General features: G+C 65.1%; 19 protein-coding genes. 7 read left to right on the top strand and 12 right to left on the bottom strand.

The annotated features are described in order from the left end of the window. The first annotated feature begins 92 nt into the window (after nucleotides 1–92). Together RP6297_RS15925 and RP6297_RS15920 are read left to right on the top strand one after the other, a co-directional pair. A complete protein-coding gene (locus RP6297_RS15925) occupies nucleotides 93–2,147 on the top strand; it encodes a carbon starvation CstA family protein (RefSeq protein ID WP_037028069.1) in 2,055 nt (684 codons plus the stop codon). A gap of 8 nt (nucleotides 2,148–2,155) precedes the next feature. Beyond that, nucleotides 2,156–2,350: a YbdD/YjiX family protein gene (locus RP6297_RS15920; RefSeq protein ID WP_037028772.1), complete on the top strand. Its 195-nt coding sequence runs from the start codon at nucleotides 2,156–2,158 to the stop codon at nucleotides 2,348–2,350. A 77-nt stretch (nucleotides 2,351–2,427) separates the two neighbouring features. Here the strand turns inward: RP6297_RS15920 and RP6297_RS15915 are convergent, their stop codons facing one another. The 5 genes from RP6297_RS15915 to gabT all read right to left on the bottom strand — a co-directional run bounded on the left by RP6297_RS15915 (nucleotide 2,428) and on the right by gabT (nucleotide 8,188). Beyond that, entirely contained in the window at nucleotides 2,428–3,141 is a 714-nt protein-coding gene (locus RP6297_RS15915; protein ID WP_370452713.1) for a tetratricopeptide repeat protein, read from the bottom strand. Nucleotides 3,142–3,275: 134 nt separating this feature from the next. Then, on the bottom strand, nucleotides 3,276–3,911 hold the full coding sequence (gene metW, locus RP6297_RS15910) for a methionine biosynthesis protein MetW (protein WP_037028072.1): 636 nt from the start codon (nucleotides 3,909–3,911) through the stop codon (nucleotides 3,276–3,278). Further along, nucleotides 3,908–5,122 carry a homoserine O-succinyltransferase MetX gene (gene metX / locus RP6297_RS15905; protein WP_015856108.1) on the bottom strand — a complete coding sequence of 405 codons (1,215 nt, stop codon included), beginning with the start codon at nucleotides 5,120–5,122 and terminating at the stop codon, nucleotides 3,908–3,910. Before metX ends, metW begins: the two co-directional genes overlap by 4 nt. Nucleotides 5,123–5,400: 278 nt before the next feature. Beyond that, complete coding sequence (locus RP6297_RS15900) at nucleotides 5,401–6,903, bottom strand: NAD-dependent succinate-semialdehyde dehydrogenase (protein WP_037028073.1); 1,503 nt, start codon at nucleotides 6,901–6,903, stop codon at nucleotides 5,401–5,403. 4 nt (nucleotides 6,904–6,907) lie between these two features. Further along, a complete protein-coding gene (gene gabT / locus RP6297_RS15895; RefSeq protein WP_037028074.1) occupies nucleotides 6,908–8,188 on the bottom strand; it encodes a 4-aminobutyrate--2-oxoglutarate transaminase in 1,281 nt (426 codons plus the stop codon). Nucleotides 8,189–8,341: 153 nt separating this feature from the next. Between gabT and pdxR the strand changes: the two genes are divergently transcribed. Further along, the gene (gene pdxR / locus RP6297_RS15890) at nucleotides 8,342–9,856 is read left to right on the top strand and encodes a MocR-like pyridoxine biosynthesis transcription factor PdxR (RefSeq protein ID WP_037028774.1); all 1,515 of its coding nucleotides are present in this window, start codon (nucleotides 8,342–8,344) and stop codon (nucleotides 9,854–9,856) included. Nucleotides 9,857–9,917: 61 nt separating this feature from the next. Here pdxR and slmA read toward each other — a convergent pair whose 3' ends face one another. Genes slmA through argB form a run of 3 tightly spaced genes read right to left on the bottom strand, consistent with a single transcriptional unit; the run spans nucleotide 9,918 to nucleotide 12,397 of the window. After that, nucleotides 9,918–10,568: a nucleoid occlusion factor SlmA gene (gene slmA / locus RP6297_RS15885; RefSeq protein WP_015856104.1), complete on the bottom strand. Its 651-nt coding sequence runs from the start codon at nucleotides 10,566–10,568 to the stop codon at nucleotides 9,918–9,920. Between the two features lie 45 nt (nucleotides 10,569–10,613). Further along, the gene (locus RP6297_RS15880) at nucleotides 10,614–11,471 is read right to left on the bottom strand and encodes a pyrimidine 5'-nucleotidase (protein WP_037028076.1); all 858 of its coding nucleotides are present in this window, start codon (nucleotides 11,469–11,471) and stop codon (nucleotides 10,614–10,616) included. Continuing rightward, nucleotides 11,471–12,397, bottom strand: coding sequence for an acetylglutamate kinase (gene argB, locus RP6297_RS15875; RefSeq protein ID WP_037028078.1), 927 nt, complete (start codon nucleotides 12,395–12,397; stop codon nucleotides 11,471–11,473). Before argB ends, RP6297_RS15880 begins: the two co-directional genes overlap by 1 nt. A gap of 174 nt (nucleotides 12,398–12,571) precedes the next feature. Between argB and RP6297_RS15870 the strand changes: the two genes are divergently transcribed. Beyond that, the gene (locus RP6297_RS15870) at nucleotides 12,572–13,165 is read left to right on the top strand and encodes a sigma-70 family RNA polymerase sigma factor (RefSeq protein ID WP_015856101.1); all 594 of its coding nucleotides are present in this window, start codon (nucleotides 12,572–12,574) and stop codon (nucleotides 13,163–13,165) included. 42 nt (nucleotides 13,166–13,207) lie between these two features. Next, the gene (locus tag RP6297_RS15865) at nucleotides 13,208–13,420 is read left to right on the top strand and encodes a zf-HC2 domain-containing protein (RefSeq protein ID WP_037028081.1); all 213 of its coding nucleotides are present in this window, start codon (nucleotides 13,208–13,210) and stop codon (nucleotides 13,418–13,420) included. Between the two features lie 216 nt (nucleotides 13,421–13,636). Here the strand turns inward: RP6297_RS15865 and RP6297_RS15860 are convergent, their stop codons facing one another. Further along, on the bottom strand, nucleotides 13,637–13,858 hold the full coding sequence (locus tag RP6297_RS15860) for a hypothetical protein (protein WP_037028776.1): 222 nt from the start codon (nucleotides 13,856–13,858) through the stop codon (nucleotides 13,637–13,639). Between the two features lie 46 nt (nucleotides 13,859–13,904). Beyond that, entirely contained in the window at nucleotides 13,905–14,399 is a 495-nt protein-coding gene (locus RP6297_RS15855) for a copper chaperone PCu(A)C (RefSeq protein ID WP_037028777.1), read from the bottom strand. A gap of 144 nt (nucleotides 14,400–14,543) precedes the next feature. Between RP6297_RS15855 and RP6297_RS15850 the strand changes: the two genes are divergently transcribed. Together RP6297_RS15850 and RP6297_RS15845 are read left to right on the top strand one after the other, a co-directional pair. Then, nucleotides 14,544–15,890, top strand: coding sequence for an ATP-binding protein (locus RP6297_RS15850; protein WP_037028778.1), 1,347 nt, complete (start codon nucleotides 14,544–14,546; stop codon nucleotides 15,888–15,890). A 48-nt stretch (nucleotides 15,891–15,938) separates the two neighbouring features. Then, entirely contained in the window at nucleotides 15,939–16,517 is a 579-nt protein-coding gene (locus tag RP6297_RS15845; RefSeq protein WP_037028085.1) for a response regulator transcription factor, read from the top strand. 40 nt (nucleotides 16,518–16,557) lie between these two features. Here RP6297_RS15845 and RP6297_RS15840 read toward each other — a convergent pair whose 3' ends face one another. After that, on the bottom strand, nucleotides 16,558–16,761 hold the full coding sequence (locus RP6297_RS15840) for a CsbD family protein (protein WP_004628255.1): 204 nt from the start codon (nucleotides 16,759–16,761) through the stop codon (nucleotides 16,558–16,560). Nucleotides 16,762–16,848: 87 nt separating this feature from the next. Beyond that, on the bottom strand, nucleotides 16,849–17,463 hold the full coding sequence (locus RP6297_RS15835; RefSeq protein ID WP_037028089.1) for a hypothetical protein: 615 nt from the start codon (nucleotides 17,461–17,463) through the stop codon (nucleotides 16,849–16,851). Nucleotides 17,464–17,645: the final 182 nt, after the last annotated feature.

Here is a 17,645-nt window from a genome sequence, read left to right as displayed (position 1 = left end):
CACGCCCCTGTCACGGGGCAGGACTTACCGCAGGGATGAACCCACATCCCGCGTTCAGCACAACACTTCGACCAAGGTTCGAGGAGACCGACATGAGCTTCGTCAGGCAACACCTGATCTGGCTGGTCATCGCCATTCTTGGCGCGTCTGCGTTTGCCACCGTTGCGCTAGCGCGCGGCGAGGCCGTCAGCGCGCTGTGGGTGGTGGTGGCCGCCGTATGCATCTACCTGATCGCGTATCGCTACTACAGCCGCTTCATTGCCGACAAGGTGCTCGGCCTGGACGGCACCCGCAAGACGCCCGCCTGGCGTTATAACGACGGGCTCGACTACGTTCCCACCAACAAGTACGTGCTGTTCGGCCACCACTTTGCGGCCATTGCTGGCGCCGGCCCGCTGGTCGGCCCTGTGCTGGCCGCGCAGATGGGTTATCTGCCCGGCATGCTGTGGATTCTGGCCGGCGTGGTGTTTGCCGGCGCGGTGCAGGATTTCATCGTGCTGTTCATATCCAGCCGCCGCGACGGCCGCTCGCTGGGCGACCTGGTGAAGAGCGAGATGGGCACGGTGCCCGGCGTGATCGCGCTGTTTGGCGCGTTCCTCATCATGATCATCATCCTCGCCGTGCTGGCGCTGATCGTCGTGAAGGCGCTGGTCGGTTCGCCGTGGGGCACGTTCACGGTGGCCGCGACGATTCCCATCGCGCTATTCATGGGCGTGTACGTGCGTTACATCCGCCCGGGCCGCATCGGCGAAATCTCGATCATCGGCTTCGTGCTGCTGATGCTCGCCATCATTGGCGGCCAAGCTGTGCACGAGAACGCCGCGCTGGCGCCGCTGTTCACGTTCGACGGCAAGGCCCTCACGTGGATGCTGATCGGCTACGGCTTTGTCGCCTCGGTGCTGCCGGTGTGGCTGCTGCTCGCCCCACGCGATTACCTGTCGACGTTCCTGAAAATCGGCACGATCCTCGCGCTGGCGATCGGTATCCTGATCGTCGCGCCGCAGATGCAGATGCCTTCGCTGACGCAGTTTGCTGCGGGCGGCGGCCCGGTGTGGTCGGGCAACATGTTCCCGTTCCTGTTCATCACCATTGCGTGCGGCGCGGTATCGGGCTTCCACTCACTCATCTCGTCGGGCACCACGCCCAAGCTGCTGGAGAACGAACGCCAAGCGCGCTTCATCGGCTACGGCGCGATGCTGATGGAATCGTTCGTCGCCATCATGGCGCTGGTGGCCGCTTCGGTCATCGACCCGGGCGTGTATTTTGCGATGAACAGCCCGGCGGCACTGGTGGGCGCGACGCCCGATACGGTGGCACACACGCTGTCCACCTGGGGCTTCGTCATCTCCCCTGACGTGCTCGTCCAGACCGCCAGGGACGTCGGCGAGAACACCATCCTCGCCCGTGCAGGCGGTGCCCCGACGCTGGCTGTGGGCATGGCGCACATCCTGCACCAGGTGGTGGGCGGTCAGGCCATGATGGCCTTCTGGTACCACTTTGCGATTCTCTTCGAGGCGCTGTTCATCCTCACGGCGGTGGATGCGGGTACGCGCGCGGGGCGCTTCATGCTGCAGGATCTGCTGGGCACGTTTGTGCCGGCACTCAAGCGCACGGATTCGCTCGTCGCCAACCTCATTGCCACGGCCGCGACCGTCGCGCTGTGGGGATACTTCCTGTACCAGGGCGTGGTCGACCCGCTGGGCGGCATCAATACGCTGTGGCCGCTGTTTGGCATCTCCAACCAGATGCTCGCCGCGATTGCGCTGACACTGGGCACCTGCGTGCTGGTCAAGATGAAACGCGACCGCTACGTGTGGGTGACGCTGCTGCCGACCGCCTGGCTGCTGATCTGCACGCTCACCGCCGGCTGGCAGAAGCTGTTCGATCCGGACCCGAAGATCGGCTTCCTGGCGCATGCCAACAAGTACGCCGGCGCGATCGCCGAAGGCAAGCTTCTGGCCCCGGCCAAGTCGATGGCGCAGATGCAGCAGGTGGTGCTGAACGACCGCATCGACGCGTTCCTTTGCGGCCTGTTCATTCTCGTGGTGGTCAGCATCGCCTGGTATGGCGTGCGCACGGTGCTCAAGGCGCGCGCCGCGAGCCGCCCGACCGCCAACGAAACGCCCTACGAAGCGCTGAGCGCATGAGCACGGGCATGCGCGAAGAACTCGAAAACTTCGGCCGCTACCTGGGCCAGACGCTGCGCCTGATGGTGGGCGTGCCGGACTACTACACCTACGTGCGCCACATGCAGGAGACCCATCCGGGCCAGGCCGTCATGACGTACGAAGACTTCTTCCGCGAACGCCAGGACGCGCGCTATGCGGGGCGCGTCGGCCGCTGCTGTTGATGAATGGCTGATCGGGCTCCAAAGCAAAAACCGCCGGTGCATGCAGCCATGCCCGGCGGTTTTTACTGACGTGTGCGCTACAGGGACTGACGTGCCGCCGTGGGCGGATCGCCGTGCTTGGCCCGGTAGGTTTTCTCCACCAGTTCACGCAGCTTGCCGAGCGCCCCCACATCGCCTTGGGCGGCCGCCCTGCCGTACCACTTCTTGGCCTGCTCGATATCCTGCGGCACGACGCCGGGCTCGCCGCGCTCGTAGTAGCTGCCGACGATGTACTGCGATGGCGCATCGCCCCCTTCGGCTGCCTTCTTGTACCAGGTGAATGCGCGCCCGTAGTCGCGTGGCACACCGCGCCCGGTGAAGTAATCGGTGGCCAGCGCGCGCTGCGCCTCGACATGCCCGCCGGCGGCGGCACGCTCGTACCACTTGTTGGCTTCTTCCAGGGAGCGCGGTACCAGCTCGCCGCGTTCGAATAATTCGCCGTAGGCAAACTGCGCGTGGGTCATCTGGTTGTCGGCGGCGCGGCGCAGCCACTTGACCGCTTCGTCAGGCCGCGCGACGGTGCCTTCGCCGCGCATCAGCATCATCGCGTAGTTGAATTGCGCGAGCCGGTTGCCGCGCTGCGCCGCCTCGGCAAATTCGTCGAAGGCGTGGCCGAAATCGTTCTTCTCGTAGTGCGCGATGGCGATCTGGGTGAGGGCATCGGCGTCGCCCCGCACATCTTTCGGCGACGTGGCAGCCCATGCAAAAGGCGCCGCCATCCCTATCGCAACCACCAACGCCGCCTGCAGCATGCGCGGACTTCTGCGCCTGGTCTGTCTGCTCATCGCACGCTCCTCACCGGAAGATGAACCAGTGTAGCGCGCTACTGCGCTGCGCGCGGGCGGGCACAAACCAGCACACGGCAAGCCGGTCGATGCCGAGGCAATCAGCCGGCGCGCACCCGGTACACCGCCACGCTGCCGCGCCAGTTGGCGCCCCAGCGCACCACGTTGCCTTCGTGCAGCACCACGCGGTCGAGAATCACCAGTCCTACCTTGGGCGCCAGCGCTTCAAAGTCGCGGATGGTCAGTACGCGCACGTTGGGCGTGTCGTACCACTCGTACGGCAGCGATTCCGACACGGGCATGCGCCCGCGGAAGATCGACAGCCGGTGCGGCCAGTAACCAAAGTTCGGGAAAGACACGATGCACTCGCGGCCCACGCGCAGCATCTCGCGCAGCACCTGCGCCGTGTTGTGGATGGTCTGCAGTGTCTGCGACAGGATCACCGTGTCGAAGCTCTTGTCTTCGAACAGCGCGAGCCCACCCTCAAGGTTCTGCTGGATCACGTGCACGCCTTTTTGGGTGGAGGCCAGCACGCCCGCATCGTCGATCTCGATGCCGTAAGCCAGCACATCCAGCTCATCCTGCAGCACGCTCAGCAGGCTGCCGTCTGCGCAACCGAGATCGAGCACGGTGGAGCGCGGCTCGATCCAGCGGGCGATGGCGCGGAAGTCGGCCCGGTCCGCCAGGATGTTCGGCACGACGGAGGGTGCCGTGGGGTTCAGCGTTTGCGTTGTCATGCGCCGATCTCCTGCGCGATGCGTTCGTAATAGGCGCGGACCAGCGCGTGGTAGCGCGCGTCTTCCAACAGGAAAGCGTCGTGACCGTGCGGCGCGTCGATCTCGCCGTAGGTGACGGGGTGCTTGTTGTCGAGCAGCGCCTTGACCAGCTCGCGGCTGCGCGAAGGGGCGAATCGCCAGTCAGTCATGAAGCTGACGACGAGATAGCTCGCCTTGGTGTGCGCAACGGCCTTGGTCAGATTGCCGCCGTAAGCCAGCGCGGGGTCGAAGTAATCCAGCGCGCGCGTGATGAGCAGATACGTGTTCGCATCGAAATATTCGGCAAACTTGTCGCCCTGGTAGCGCAGGTAGCTCTCGACCTGGAACTCGACGTCGAACGAGAAACGGATGTCATCCGCCTTCAGCTCGCGGCCGAATTTCGCCGCCATGTCCTCGTCCGACAGATATGTGATGTGGCCGATCATCCGGGCCACGCGCAAACCGCGCTTCGGCTTGACGTTGTGCGCGTAGTAATCCCCGCCGTGGAAATCGGGGTCGGACAGGATCGCGCTGCGTGCCACCTCGTTGAAGGCGATGTTCTGCGCCGACAGCTTGGGAGTGGACGCCACCACCACGCAATGCCGCAGCCGGTCTGGATACATCAGGCTCCAGGCCAGCGCCTGCATGCCGCCGAGGCTGCCGCCCATCACCGCCGCAAACTGCTGGATGCCGAAACGATCCGCCACGCGGGCCTGCGCGTTCACCCAGTCTTCCACCGTCACCACGGGAAAGCGTGCGCCGTAGGGCAGGCCCGTTTCCGGATGCGGGCTCATGGGGCCGGTCGAACCGAAACACGAGCCCAGGTTGTTCACCCCGATGACGAAGAAGCGGTTGGTGTCGACCGGCTTGCCCGGTCCGACCATGTTGTCCCACCAGCCGACTTCGCCCTCGGCATGCACGCCCGCCACGTGGTGCGAAGCGTTGAGCGCGTGGCAGATGAGCACGGCGTTGGAACGGTCGGCATTGAGCGTGCCGTAGGTCTCGACCATCAGGTCGTAGCCGCTGATCTGCGAGCCGTTGCGCAGCTGCAGCGGCTCGGCAAAGTGCATGCGCTCGGGCACGACCAGACCGATGGCGTTGGCCGGTTTGCCCTGATGTGCCGTCGGAGAAGAGGTATCGGCCTGCGCCGCATCGGGTGCGGTGACCGCGGGGTCAGCCTGGATGTCTGTCATGGCACCAAAGAAAAAACCCGACCGGCAACGCTGTTCACGCAACCAATCGGGTTCTCATGTGGCGCACGGAGGGCGCTTACTTTCACCACCCCGCTCTGACCGAACCTCTTTAGCCGCATTTGTAATGAGAGCCCAGCGCCACATCCGTGGATGTCTGAACTCCCGCGCGCCCGCAAGCCAGTCGTCAAATCGGCGCGCCAGAGGAACGTGATTATAGAGCAAGCGGCGGCGGACGCATCATCGCAGCGTGATGCGCCCGATCCTCGCCCATACGCCGGTCAGAGGCCGGCCATGTTGATGTACTTGATCTCCAGGTACTCGTCGATGCCGTATTTCGACCCTTCACGGCCCAGCCCCGATTGCTTGACGCCGCCAAACGGCGCTTCGGCCGTCGAGATCAGCCCCGTATTGACGCCGACCATGCCCGACTCCAGCGCATCCGAAACGCGCCACGCCCGGCCCAGATCGCGCGTGTAGAAATACGCAGCGAGACCGAACTCGGTGTCGTTGGCAGCGGCCACGGCTTCGTCTTCCGTGTCGAAGGGGATGAGCGCCGCCAGCGGGCCGAACGTTTCTTCATGCGCGACCAGCATGCCCGGCTTCGCATCGACCACGACGGTCGGCTCGAAAAACGCGCCGCCCTGCGCCGACAGGGCATGCGGCTTGCCGCCCACCAGCACGCGGGCGCCCTGGCGTACGGCGTCGTCCAGATGCTGCTGCACCTTGTCCATCGCGCGCATGTGGATCAGCGGCCCCTGCTGCACTCCGGGCTCCGTACCGTTGCCCACGCGCAGCGCACGCACGGCGTCGGCCAGCTTGGCGGCAAACGTGTCGTAGATGCCGCGCTGCACATAGAAGCGGTTCGCACAGACACAGGTCTGACCCGCGTTACGGTACTTGGCGATCATCGCGCCTTCCACCGCTGCATCGACGTCGGCATCGTCGAACACGATGAACGGCGCATTGCCGCCCAGTTCGAGCGAGAGCTTTTTGATGTCGTCGGCGCACTGGCGCATCAACAGGCGGCCAACCGCAGTGGAACCCGTGAAGCTGAGCTTGCGCACGATCGGGTTGGATGTCAGCTCGCCGCCGATGGCTTGCGAATCGCCCGTGACGATGGACAGCAAGCCTGCCGGCACGCCGGCACGCGCCGCCAACTCAGCAAACGCCAGGGCCGAGTAGGGCGTCTCCAGCGCCGGCTTGACCACCATCGAGCAACCGGCGGCCAGCGCCGGGCCGACCTTGCGCGTCATCATCGCGATGGGGAAATTCCACGGCGTGATGGCCGCGCTCACACCGATCGGCTCCTTCTGCACGACGATGCGGCGATCGCCCTGCGGCGACGGAATCGTGTCGCCGTAAATGCGGCGCGCTTCTTCCGCAAACCATTCGATGAACGAGGCGGCGTAGGCGATTTCACCGGCGGCTTCCGGCAGCGGCTTGCCTTGCTCGGCCGTGAGGATGGCGGCGAGATCCTGCTCGTGCTCCATCATCAGATCGGCCAGCTTGCGCAGAATCTTGGCGCGATCACGTGCGCTCACCTTGCGCCAGGCACGTTGCGCAACCTGTGCGGCTTCGATGGCGCGGCGCGTTTCGGCGGCGCCCATGCCGGGCACGGTGCCGATCTTGCGGCCGGTGGCGGGGTCGGTCACGTCGCGCGTGGCACCGTCATCGGCATCGGCCCAGGTGCCGGCGACGAACGCTTGCGTGCGCCACAGGCCGGGGTCTTCCAGCGCGATCGGCGGCGTAACCGGCGCGCTCGGCAAATCGGTGCGGGTCATGGTGTCAGCCCTCCAGTGCGCGTTGCAGGATGGCAAGGCCCTCTTCGAACACCGCCTCTTCAATCGTGAGCGGGAACAAGAAGCGGATCACGTTGCCGTACACGCCGCAGGACAGCAGGAGCAGGCCGGCTTCGAGCGCCCGTTGCTGCACGAGCTTGGTGAAATCGGCGTCGGGCTTGCCGTCCGGCGTGTTGAATTCGACAGCAACCATCGCGCCCACGCCGCGCACTTCTGCAATGCGCGGCTGCTTGGCCTTGGCAGCGTTCAGCGCATCGACCAGACGTCCGCCGAGTGCGGCAGAGCGCTCGCAGAGCTTCTCGTCGGCAATGATGTCGAGCACCGCATGTGCGGACGCCACCGCCAGGGGGTTGCCGGCGTAGGTGCCGCCAAGTCCGCCCGGAGCAGGGGCGTCCATGATCTCTGCGCGGCCCGTGACGGCGGACAGCGGCAGGCCGCCGGCCAGGCCCTTGGCCATCGTCGTGATGTCGGGCAGCACGCCGGTGTGCTCCATGGCAAAAAGCTTGCCGGTGCGGGCAAAGCCGGTTTGCACTTCGTCGGCGATCATCACGATGCCGTGCTCGTCGCACAGCGCGCGGATGGCGCGCACGAAATCGGCGGGCATCTGGTAGAAGCCGCCCTCGCCCTGCACCGGCTCGAAGATGACGGCCGCCACCTGGCGCGGATCGATATCCGCCTTGAACAGACGCTGGATGGCATCCAGCGCATCCTGCGTGCTCACGCCATGCAGCGCGACCGGGGCCGGCACGTGGTAGATGCTGCCCGGGAACGGCCCGAAGCCCGTCTTGTACGGCACCACCTTGCCCGTCAGCGACATGCCCATGAACGTACGGCCGTGGAACGCGCCCGTGAGTGCGATCACACCCGGGCGGCCCGTGTGCGCCCGTGCGATCTTGATGGCGTTTTCGACAGCCTCGGCGCCGGTGGTGAAGAACGCGGTCTTCTTGGCGTGCGTGCCGGGCGTGAGCGTGTTCAGGCGCTCGGCCAACTCGACGTACGAACCGTACGGCACGATCTGGAAAGCGGTGTGCGTGAAGTGATCCAACTGCTCGCGCACGGCCTGCACCAGACGCGGGTGGCGATGGCCCGTATTGACCACGGCAATGCCGGCCGCGAAGTCGATGTAGCGGCGGCCTTCGACGTCCCAGAACACGGCGTTCTCGGCGCGCTCGGCGTAGCGGTCGGTCATCACGCCGACGCCGCGCGGCGTAGCGGCCAGGCGGCGGGCATTCCATTGGGCATTCTGTTGCGGGTCTCGGGCGTTCATGGCGGTCGTGTGCGTGGGGTCAAGAAAGAAGCGATGCGAGCCAGTTTGGCCTCATTGGCTCTGTACAATAAGACCCAATCAAGATTTTCTTTTGGAACCACTTTGGCTCCATCGCGCACCATGGCCGACCATTCACCCACGCACCGCGCCAGCATGCTGGTCGACTACCTGCAGCGTCGTTTTGACCGTGCCGAGCCCGGCGGCGAGCCCGACCATCGCCGCCTCTACCGCGTGTTGCAGGAAGGCATCCTGCGCGACGAACTGCAGCCGGGCACGCGCCTGCCGTCGTCGCGGCAGCTGGCCACGGAATTGGGCATCGCGCGCAACACGGTCATCCACGTGTATGAGCAACTGGGCGTGGAAGGCTATGTCTCGGCGGGCGTGGGCAGCGGCACCTTCGTCGCCGATACCGCACCAGACCGGCTGGACGCGGCGCTTGCACCGGCGGCCGCTGTGGCTGCGGTGGCGGCGGCACCGACCACCGAAGCGGCCACACCGTCTGCGCCGATGCTCTCCACACGCGGCCGTGCGCTGGTGCGCGATGCAGGTGCCAGCTCGCGCCAATGGGGCGCCTTCATGCCGGGTGTGCCCGAAGTGCGCATGTTTCCGGCCCGCATCTGGTCGCGCTTGCACAACCGGCTGCTGCGCAAGCCGTCGCCCGCGTTGCTGACGTATCCCGTAGGCGCGGGCTACCTGCCGTTGCGCACCGCGCTGGCCGATTACCTGCGTACCGCACGCGGCGTGCGCTGCGAGCCCGAGCAGATCATCATCACTGCCGGCATCCATCCGTCACTCCAGCTCATCGCGCAGTTGCTGTGCGACGCAGGCGACAGCGCATGGATTGAAGACCCCGGGTACTGGGGCGTACGCAGCGTCCTCACCGCTGCGGGCGTGCGCACCGTGCCCCTGCCGGTGGACGACGAAGGCATGCGCTTCGACATCCCCACGCGCGGTCGCCAGCGCAGCAAGCCGCCGAGGCTCATGGTGGTCTCGCCCTCGCACCAATATCCGCTCGGTTCGGTGATGAGCCTGGCGCGACGCCGCGCGCTGCTGGCCACCGCACACGCCACCGATGCGTGGATCGTCGAAGACGATTACGACAGCGAATTCCGCTACGGCAGCCGCCCGCTGCCTTCGTTGCAAGGACTGGATGAAGGCGGCCGCGTGCTTTACATGGGCACGTTCTCGAAAGTGCTGTTCCCCAGCTTGCGGATTGGCTATCTGGTCGTGCCGCCGTCGCTGGCCGATGCGTTTGCGACGGGGCTGTCGGAGATGTTCCGCGGCGGCCAGATTCTCACGCAGGCCGTGCTGGCGGACTTCATTGCGGAGGGCCATTTCGTCTCGCACATCCGGCGCATGCGCGGTGTGTATGCGGAACGGCGCGAAACGCTGCTGGCGTCCATCAACCGCGAGTTTGGCGACGTGCTGCCTGTGCATGACGGCGCGTCGGGCCTGCATCTCGTGCTGGGATTGCCGGCCGGCACCAACGATGTGGCCGTTGCCGACCTGGCGCTCGCCAATGACGTCGTCACGCGCCCGCTCTCACGGTATTACCAGGACGATGCGCGTCGCCTGCCTGGGCTGCTGCTTGGCTATGGCCATGTGGAGACGGAGCAGATTGCGGCGCGCTTTCATACGTTGGCGGAGGCGGTACGCACCATCGGCTGACCGACGCCGCGCGCAATAAAAAAACCCCGCATTGCGGGGCTTTCGTCTGGGCGGTGCACGCTCAGGCCAGCAGCACCCGCAACTGCGCATCCGCGCCTTCCACTGGAGACTTCCGGAAACCGCTCTTCGCATACCGATGCCAGCGGCCGAGCACTGCACACACGAGCAGGTTGGCGCGCGATGCGATGTCGGTATCCGCAGGCCAAGCACCCTGCGTGACCGCGATACGCAGACTCTGTTTGAGCGACGCCTCGATGCGATCCAGGCACTGCGCCATGCGCTCGGGCAGGCGCTCGTCTTCGCCGACCAGCGCATCGCCCACCAGCACGCGCGTCATGCCTGGATTCTTGTCGGCAAACGACAGCAGCATGTGCGCGATGGCATGCGCCTGGCGCAAACCGTGTTCTTCGCGCAGCGTGATCTGGTTGATGAGGCCGAAGACGGTCTGCTCGATAAATTCGATCAGCCCTTCGAACATCTGCGCCTTGCTGGCGAAGTGACGATAGAGAGCCGCTTCGGAGACATCCAGGCGTGCAGCCAGGCCTGCGGTTGTGATCTTTTCACCACGCGGATGCTCGAGCATACCGGCGAGCGTCTGCAGAATCTGCACACGGCGCTCGCCCGGGCGGGGGCGTTTGCGTACCGGCGGTGCTGCTATGGCGACGTCCGCGACCGGCTCGGCGGTCGGAAACTCGGTTTGCGCGTTGCTCATGACTTCCTGGCCCCTCTCCCGTTCTGAGCGCGGAGTTACCACTGCCTAGCCGCGTCGAACAAGCCTTCGTTTTAGTTGAAGCACCGATTTTACTTTCACGCTCACATAGCCGGGCCGGTTCGCGAACAAAATCGGTGTGGCGGACGGTTGATGTGGTGAATTTGCACGCGCGCCCATTGCCGACGCTTGCATTGGATGCAATGCATCGGCAACGGAAGTCGGCTGGACGCCCGGCGGCACGCGCCGCAGATAGCCTGTCACCCAGACCGTACCGATGCCCAGTCGCCGATAGCGTTTGAGGTGAGAAAGCGTGTCTTCGACGAGGATGGCGCGCGATGGCGCAATACGCTCGCGGGCGAGCAAGCGGCGCAGCATCAGCGGATCGGGTTTCGGGCGCAGGCGCCGGTGCACCCACATGTGTTCGACGGCAATTTCGCGCAAGAATGCGCGTTTCAGGCCAATGAGCCGCAGCACCTCGCGCGCGTAGGCAACCGGGGCGTTGGTCAGCAGGATCTTGCGCCCGGGCAGGGCGCGCAGCAGTTGGGCGAGGCCGCGTTCGGCGCGCACCATGGCGCGCAGGTCTTCAAAGCGGTGTGCTTCGGCGAGAAAATCATCGGGGTCGACGCCGTGATGACGGACCATGCCGAGAATCGTGGCGCCATAGCGGCGCCAATAGTCCACGCGCACCTTGCTGGCTGTGGCGTCATCCGTGCCGAGCACGCGCGCCACGTATGCCGTCATCAGCCGGTTGATCTGCGGAAAGATCGCGTGGGAGGCGTGGTGGAGGGTGTTGTCGAGGTCGAACAGCCAGACCGGCTGCCGGGCGGGCGCGGAGCCCGCCGGCACCTCGCGCGGGAAGGTGCGCGCAGCATGGCGCACGCGCACCGCCCGGGTGGTTCGCATCAGTGCGAGCGGATCATCGTGCCGAACGCCTGTTCGGTCAGGATTTCCAGCAGCAGCGAGTGCTCGATGCGGCCATCGACGATGTGCACCGAGTTCACGCCGCTCTTGGCGGCATCCAGTGCCGACGAAATCTTCGGCAGCATGCCGCCCGAGATCGTACCGTCGGCAAACAATTCGTCGATCTCGCGCGCCGACAGGTCGGTCAGCAGGTTGCCCTGCTTGTCCATCACGCCCGGAATGTTGGTCATCATGACCAGCTTTTCGGCTTTCAGGATCTCGGCCATCTTGCCGGCGACGACATCGGCATTGATGTTGTAGGCCTGGCCTTCGTCAGAGAAGCCGATCGGCGAAATGACCGGAATGAACGCGTCGTCCTGCAGCGCCTTGACCACGGCCGGATTGATCGTCTCGATGTCGCCCACGAAGCCGATGTCGAGAAACTCGCCCGGCTTCTCCCGATCCGGCATCTTCAGCTTTTTGGCGCGGATCAACCCGCCGTCCTTGCCGGTCAGGCCGACCGCCTGGCCGCCGTATTGGTTGATCAGCATGACGATGTCCTGCTGGACTTCGCCGCCGAGCACCCACTCGACCACTTCCATGGTCTCTTCGTCGGTCACGCGCATGCCCTGGATGAAGGCGCCTTGCTTGCCGACCTTCTTCAGGGCTTCGTCAATTTGCGGGCCACCGCCGTGCACCACCACCGGGTTCATGCCGACCAGCTTGAGCAGGATCACGTCGCGCGCAAAGCTGTGCTTGAGCTTTTCTTCCGTCATGGCGTTGCCACCGTATTTGATAACGATGGTCTTGCCGTGGAACTTGCGAATGTAAGGCAGAGCCTGCGCAAGAATGTCAGCCTTCACCGGTGGCGCGATATGCGCGAGTTCGGGGTCGAGGCCAGCAGGGTCGGGGGCAGCAGAAGCGGTCATGACGGTGACATCCGGTTGGGCAGGTATGATGGAACGCCGAATGTCGCCTGCAACACAAAAAAACGAAGCAGCCCATTTTCGGCAGCGGGATTTTACAAGAAAAGGCGCTACGGTCTGCTGGCGCACCTTGTGTGCCCGCCATACCGTTGCCACGAAAGAACACCCTGGGGAATCATGGCCATCGCACCCGACCAACTCGACGCGCTGCGCCCTCACCTGCTGCGCTTTGCGCAATTGCAATTGCGCGACACGGCCCTGGCCGAAGACACGGTGGCCGACACCATCCTGGCGGTGCTCGAACATCCCGAGCGCTTTGCCGGCAACGCCTCGCTCAAGACTTACGTCATCGGCATCCTCAAGCACAAGATCATCGATGCGATCCGCTCGGGGCGGCGCGAAGTGCGCGTCTCGCTGCTTGCAGGCGGTGAATCCGACGAGGCCGGCATGCGTTCCGACGAGGCCGTCTTCGACAGTCTGTTCGCCGCCGACGGCCATTACACGAGCCCGCCGTCCGACTGGGGCGACCCCGATGCCGCGCTGTCGCGGCGCGAGTTCTTCGACGTGCTGCAAATGTGCGTCGATCGCCTGCCGCCGCGCGTTGGCCGCGTCTTCATGATGCGCGAATGGCTGGAGCTGGAAACCGACGAAATCTGTCAGGAATTGCAGATCACCGCGACCAATGCCTGGGCACTGCTCTACCGTGCCCGCATGCGCCTGCGCGAGTGCCTTGACCTGCACTGGTTCGGCAATCAGCCCACTGCCGCCTGAACCGCCCGTAGGCGCACCTAAGCCGCATCACCGAGAACAATCATGCCGAACCGTTGGGGACTACCCACCTGCAAAGAAGCCCACCGCATGCTGGTGTCGAAGATGGACCGCGACCTGTCCACAGGTGAGCGGCTGCGCCTACGTGTGCATTTGTTTGCCTGCGATGCGTGTACGCGGTTCTCACACCAGATGGGGTTTCTGCGGCAGGCAATGCACAAGCTCGGGCACGACGACGACGGGAGCAGCCAAGCGTGACCCCGTCGGCCGCCAACACCGCATGTGCAATCTGCGGCGCGGCGTTGCGCTGCGGCGCCATCGGCGAGGGCTCGCAGCGCGATACAACATGCTGGTGCATGACCGAAGAAGCGCTACCTGTCAGCGCGCGGCGCCCGGGACAAGGCTGCCGCTGCCAGCGTTGCCTGCGCGAAGCGATTGCGCAGGCGCGGGCAGCATCCGAATCCAACTGACTGATCAGTCCTTGTCTTTGCCGTCGTCGTCGAGCGTGCGCAGTGCACGGCGGACGTCGGCCCGGCCGCGCTGACGTTCAGCGTGGCCGCCTTCGGTGTGGGCGCCGGCCTTGCGGCCGCGGGCGAGCGGCACGAAAACGTTGCGCGGGCGCGCCGTGCCGGCCTTCGTTGAAGGCTCGATGCGGAAGGTCAGTTTCTGGCGAGTGCCCAGTGTCTTGTTAGCCATGGGAATGCTTGCTTGCGTGGCGTGAAGCGACACTCGCCGCAAGCCATCAATGTTTGTGTTCGCCACCGTGGTTCATGGCGGGCATGTTGCCGGCGGTCAGGTCGCGCACGCGGGCCTCGACCTTCTGCTCGACGACGCGCTTGTCAGCCAGCTCCACCTTCAGCGTGAGCGGCACGGTGGCGTCCTTGGCCAGCGGCTGCTTCAGGTCCATGAGCATCACGTGGTAGCCACCCGGCTTGAGCTGCACCGTCTGGCCCTTCGGCAGCTCCAGCGACGGAACGGCGCGCATGCGCATGACGTTGCCTTCCATCTTCATTTCATGAATCTCGGCCGTGCCGGCCACGGGCGTCGACACGCCCACCACCTTGGCACCGTCGGCCGATTGCAGCGTCATGAATGCGCCGCTGGACGTCTGGCCGGGCACCGTGCCGCGCACCCACGCGTCTTGCACCGTGACCTGCGCGTAAGCGGTGACGCTGGCGAGCAGGCCAGCGGTGAGCACAGCCAAGGCTGCGGAAGAACGGATCAACCGGGACGTCATCATCAAAGGCTCCTGTCAGGACGTACGTGCTGCGCATTAAAGCACAGCACCTGCGGGGAGATAGGTTGGGTGCACAATTGTGCGGCTGATTGACGCATCGCCGCACGGAGAACCGCGCGGCGCGCACGTTTACACTTGTTCACCATGCTTTCCACCCTGTCTCTTGCCGCCCCGCTGCTGGATGCCTCCAGTCTACGCCGCCTGTTTTGGCTGCGATGGAGCCTGCTGGCCACCCAACTGGTCCTGATGCTGCTCGCGCCGCTGGTATTTGGCGTGCAACTGCCGGTGGTGCCGCTGTTGAGCGTGATGGGCCTGCACGCGCTGTTCAACCTGCTGACCGGATGGCGGGTGCGGCGCAACCGGCCCGTGCAGCATATCGAGATCACCGTTCAACTGCTGGTGGACCTGACCGCGCTGTCCGCCCTGCTGTATTTCACAGGTGGCGCGACCAACCCGTTTGTCTCGTTCTATCTGCCGGCGCTGGCGATTGCCGCCGCCGTGCTGCCGATCGCTCACGTGGTCGGCCTGACGCTGTACGCCCTGGCCGCCTACAGCATGATGCTCGGCAACTACATCCCGCTGAAGCTGGCGAACCAGGCCGATGCATTGGCCTATCACCTGGCCGGCATGTGGATCGATTTTGTGGCCAGCAGCGCGATGATCGCCGGCTTTACGGCGCGCCTGTCCGCCGCGCTGCGCGAGAGCGATGCACAGCTGACCGAAGCGCGCGAGCGGCTGCTGCGCGAACAACGCATCGAAGCTTTGATGTCGCAAGGCGCGAGCGTGGCGCATGAAATGGGCACGCCGCTGTCTACCGTGGCCGTCATCACCGGCGAACTGCAGCACGACGCGAAGCAGCCCGACTCCCCACTCGCTCCGTACCGTGAAGACCTGCGCGCCATCGAACAGCAGCTCGAGCTGTGCCGCGCCGCGCTGGCGAGACTGCAGAGCAAACCCAACGACGGCGCGCCGGAGCCGCTCGGCCAATGGCTACCGGGTTTTACGCAGACGTGGCAGCTTCGCCATCCGGACATCCGCCTCCACACGGAGGCGTCGCCCGCGGCACAGGCAGTGGAATTGGATGCGGTGAACGTCGGTCAGATTCTTACCATCCTGCTCGACAACGCTGCCCGGAGCCAGCACCACGCCGGGCGCGACCTGGTGCCACTGCTGCTGACCGCCAGGATCGACGCCAACCCCGATGCGCCACGCGATATGCCCCCACAGATCGTGCTGTCCATCGTCGATACGGGGTTGGGCTTGCCGGAAGACCTGCGCGCCTCGCTTGGCCGCACGCCGGTGCCAAGCCGGCACGGCGGACGCGGCATCGGGCTGTATCTGGCCTCCACCACGGCGCGCCGGCTGGGTGGTACCGTGACGCTGCGTCCGAACCCGCCGCAAGGCGCCATTGCCGAACTCCGCCTGCCGATCGGTGGTCCGACAGAACACCCGGCCGCTCCCATCATGGGCGCGCCCACCCTCTTTACATAATGAGACGGCCTGACGCAGCCCCAAGCGCGTACGGCCTCGGAGAACACCATGCAGCAGCCCGCCCCCTTTCTGATCCTCGATGACGACGACGTCTTTGCGCAGACGCTGGCGCGCGCGCTCACGCGCCGCGGCTTTGCTCCGCAGATCGCCCACACCGGCGGCGAGGCACTGGCCCTGGCGCGCCAGACGCGCTTCTCGCATGTCACCGTCGATCTGCATCTGGCCACCAGCGACAAGGGACTGATGCCCCATGGCGGCACGGATTCGGGCCTGCACTGGATTGCTCCATTGCGCCAGGCGCTGCCCGAGGCGCGCATGTTGATCCTCACGGGCTATGCGAGCATCGCCACCGCCGTGCAGGCGGTCAAGCTAGGCGCTGATGAATATTTGGCCAAGCCGGCCAATGTCGACTCGATTTTGCTGGCGCTGCAAGTCGGCGTGTCTGAAGCCGTGGCTGAACAGACGATGGAGAACCCCGCGCCGCTGTCCGTCGCTCGCCTGGAATGGGAACACATTCAGCGCGTACTCGCCGAGCACGGCGGCAATATCTCCGCCACGGCGCGGGCGCTCAACATGCACCGTCGGACGCTGCAGCGCAAATTGGGCAAGCGGCCGGTCGCAAAATAAACGGCCGGCCGCCTGTCACTACATCGACATCACCGCGGCATTACCAGCGGGTGTCGCGCTCCCACGCCTTGAGTTCGTCTTCAGCGCGTTCCTTCGTATAGCCGTAGCGCTCCTGGATCTTGCCGGCAAGCTGATCGCGCTTGCCGCGGATCACCGTCAGATCATCGTCGGTGAGCTGGCCCCACTTTTCCTTGATCTTGCCCTTGGCTTGATCCCATTTGCCTTCGATCTGATCCCAGTTCATACGTCCTCCGTTGCAATTGATAGATTGAGCGATTGAGACAAAGCAGGGGCGACCGGCAGGCCGCCCGTGTGAACACTTCCTTGCGGCTTACTTCTTGAACTTGGCGGCGACGTCGTTCTGACACTTCGTCTTGGCATCGCCAGACATGGCGTCGCAACGCTCCTTGGCGGCCTTGTAGTTGGCGTCGTTGGTGTCCTTGACGGCATCGCGGCGGGCTTCACTCACGTCCTTGGCGTTGCCGGTGGCCTTGGCATGGTTCACTTCCTCGCCGGCCTTGGCGCGCGTGTAAGCGGCCTTGGCGTCCTTCACGCAGGTGTCTTTCTCGTTGCCCTTCATGGCATCGCATTTCGTCTTGGCGACGTCGTAGTCGGCCTCGGCCTTCTCCTTGGCGGCGCGGTTGCGGGCGGCTTCCGTGCCATCGCGCTCGACCATCGCGTTGGCCTTGGCGACGTTGTAATCGCCCTTGGCCTGCGCGCGGCAAACGTCGCGGTCATTGCCCTTCATCGCATCGCACTTGTCCTTGGCGGCTTTGTAGTTGGCATCGGCTTGCTTGACGGCGCTGTCGTAAGCGTTGCGCTTGGCATCATTCGAGGCGGAAGCGCCGGCGGCCCCAGTGGAGGCCGGCGCGGGCTGGGCATGGGCAATGCCGAACGGGGCGCAGGCGAGCACGCAACACAGGGCCAGGCGTTGGATCGGTTTCATACGCTTCTCTCCTTGTCGTAGTCGGATGTCGTAGTTGGAATCACGCACCTCAGGTGCGCGGCGCGCATTGTCTGTGCGGCACCATTCGCTTCAGCAGAAAACGGGCCCGACCCTGGGTGATCCCGAGCAAACCCTTGCTGGGCTTGCGTTTGCAGACATCCAAACAAAACGGGCCGCATCGT

The organism is Ralstonia pickettii, assembly GCF_016466415.2.
GTDB classification, from domain to species: domain Bacteria; phylum Pseudomonadota; class Gammaproteobacteria; order Burkholderiales; family Burkholderiaceae; genus Ralstonia; species Ralstonia pickettii.
This window is presented reverse-complemented; position numbering and strand designations above follow the sequence as displayed.

Excerpts from the sequence above, each read along its gene's own strand:
- metX (WP_015856108.1), bottom strand. The coding sequence starts at position 5,122 with ATGACAGACATCCAGGCTGACCCCGCGGTCACCGCACCCGATGCGGCG.
- RP6297_RS15860 (WP_037028776.1), bottom strand. The coding sequence starts at position 13,858 with ATGGCTAACAAGACACTGGGCACTCGCCAGAAACTGACCTTCCGCATC.
- slmA (WP_015856104.1), bottom strand. The coding sequence starts at position 10,568 with ATGAGCAACGCGCAAACCGAGTTTCCGACCGCCGAGCCGGTCGCGGAC.
- RP6297_RS15880 (WP_037028076.1), bottom strand. The coding sequence starts at position 11,471 with ATGCGAACCACCCGGGCGGTGCGCGTGCGCCATGCTGCGCGCACCTTC.
- RP6297_RS15835 (WP_037028089.1), bottom strand. The coding sequence starts at position 17,463 with ATGAAACCGATCCAACGCCTGGCCCTGTGTTGCGTGCTCGCCTGCGCC.
- gabT (WP_037028074.1), bottom strand. The coding sequence starts at position 8,188 with ATGAACGCCCGAGACCCGCAACAGAATGCCCAATGGAATGCCCGCCGC.
- RP6297_RS15900 (WP_037028073.1), bottom strand. The coding sequence starts at position 6,903 with ATGACCCGCACCGATTTGCCGAGCGCGCCGGTTACGCCGCCGATCGCG.
- RP6297_RS15915 (WP_370452713.1), bottom strand. The coding sequence starts at position 3,141 with ATGCTGCAGGCGGCGTTGGTGGTTGCGATAGGGATGGCGGCGCCTTTT.
- RP6297_RS15865 (WP_037028081.1), top strand. The coding sequence starts at position 13,208 with ATGCCGAACCGTTGGGGACTACCCACCTGCAAAGAAGCCCACCGCATG.
- RP6297_RS15840 (WP_004628255.1), bottom strand. The coding sequence starts at position 16,761 with ATGAACTGGGATCAGATCGAAGGCAAATGGGATCAAGCCAAGGGCAAG.
- RP6297_RS15845 (WP_037028085.1), top strand. The coding sequence starts at position 15,939 with ATGCAGCAGCCCGCCCCCTTTCTGATCCTCGATGACGACGACGTCTTT.
- RP6297_RS15920 (WP_037028772.1), top strand. The coding sequence starts at position 2,156 with ATGCGCGAAGAACTCGAAAACTTCGGCCGCTACCTGGGCCAGACGCTG.
- metW (WP_037028072.1), bottom strand. The coding sequence starts at position 3,911 with ATGACAACGCAAACGCTGAACCCCACGGCACCCTCCGTCGTGCCGAAC.
- RP6297_RS15870 (WP_015856101.1), top strand. The coding sequence starts at position 12,572 with ATGGCCATCGCACCCGACCAACTCGACGCGCTGCGCCCTCACCTGCTG.
- pdxR (WP_037028774.1), top strand. The coding sequence starts at position 8,342 with ATGCTGGTCGACTACCTGCAGCGTCGTTTTGACCGTGCCGAGCCCGGC.
- RP6297_RS15925 (WP_037028069.1), top strand. The coding sequence starts at position 93 with ATGAGCTTCGTCAGGCAACACCTGATCTGGCTGGTCATCGCCATTCTT.
- RP6297_RS15850 (WP_037028778.1), top strand. The coding sequence starts at position 14,544 with ATGCTTTCCACCCTGTCTCTTGCCGCCCCGCTGCTGGATGCCTCCAGT.
- RP6297_RS15855 (WP_037028777.1), bottom strand. The coding sequence starts at position 14,399 with ATGACGTCCCGGTTGATCCGTTCTTCCGCAGCCTTGGCTGTGCTCACC.
- argB (WP_037028078.1), bottom strand. The coding sequence starts at position 12,397 with ATGACCGCTTCTGCTGCCCCCGACCCTGCTGGCCTCGACCCCGAACTC.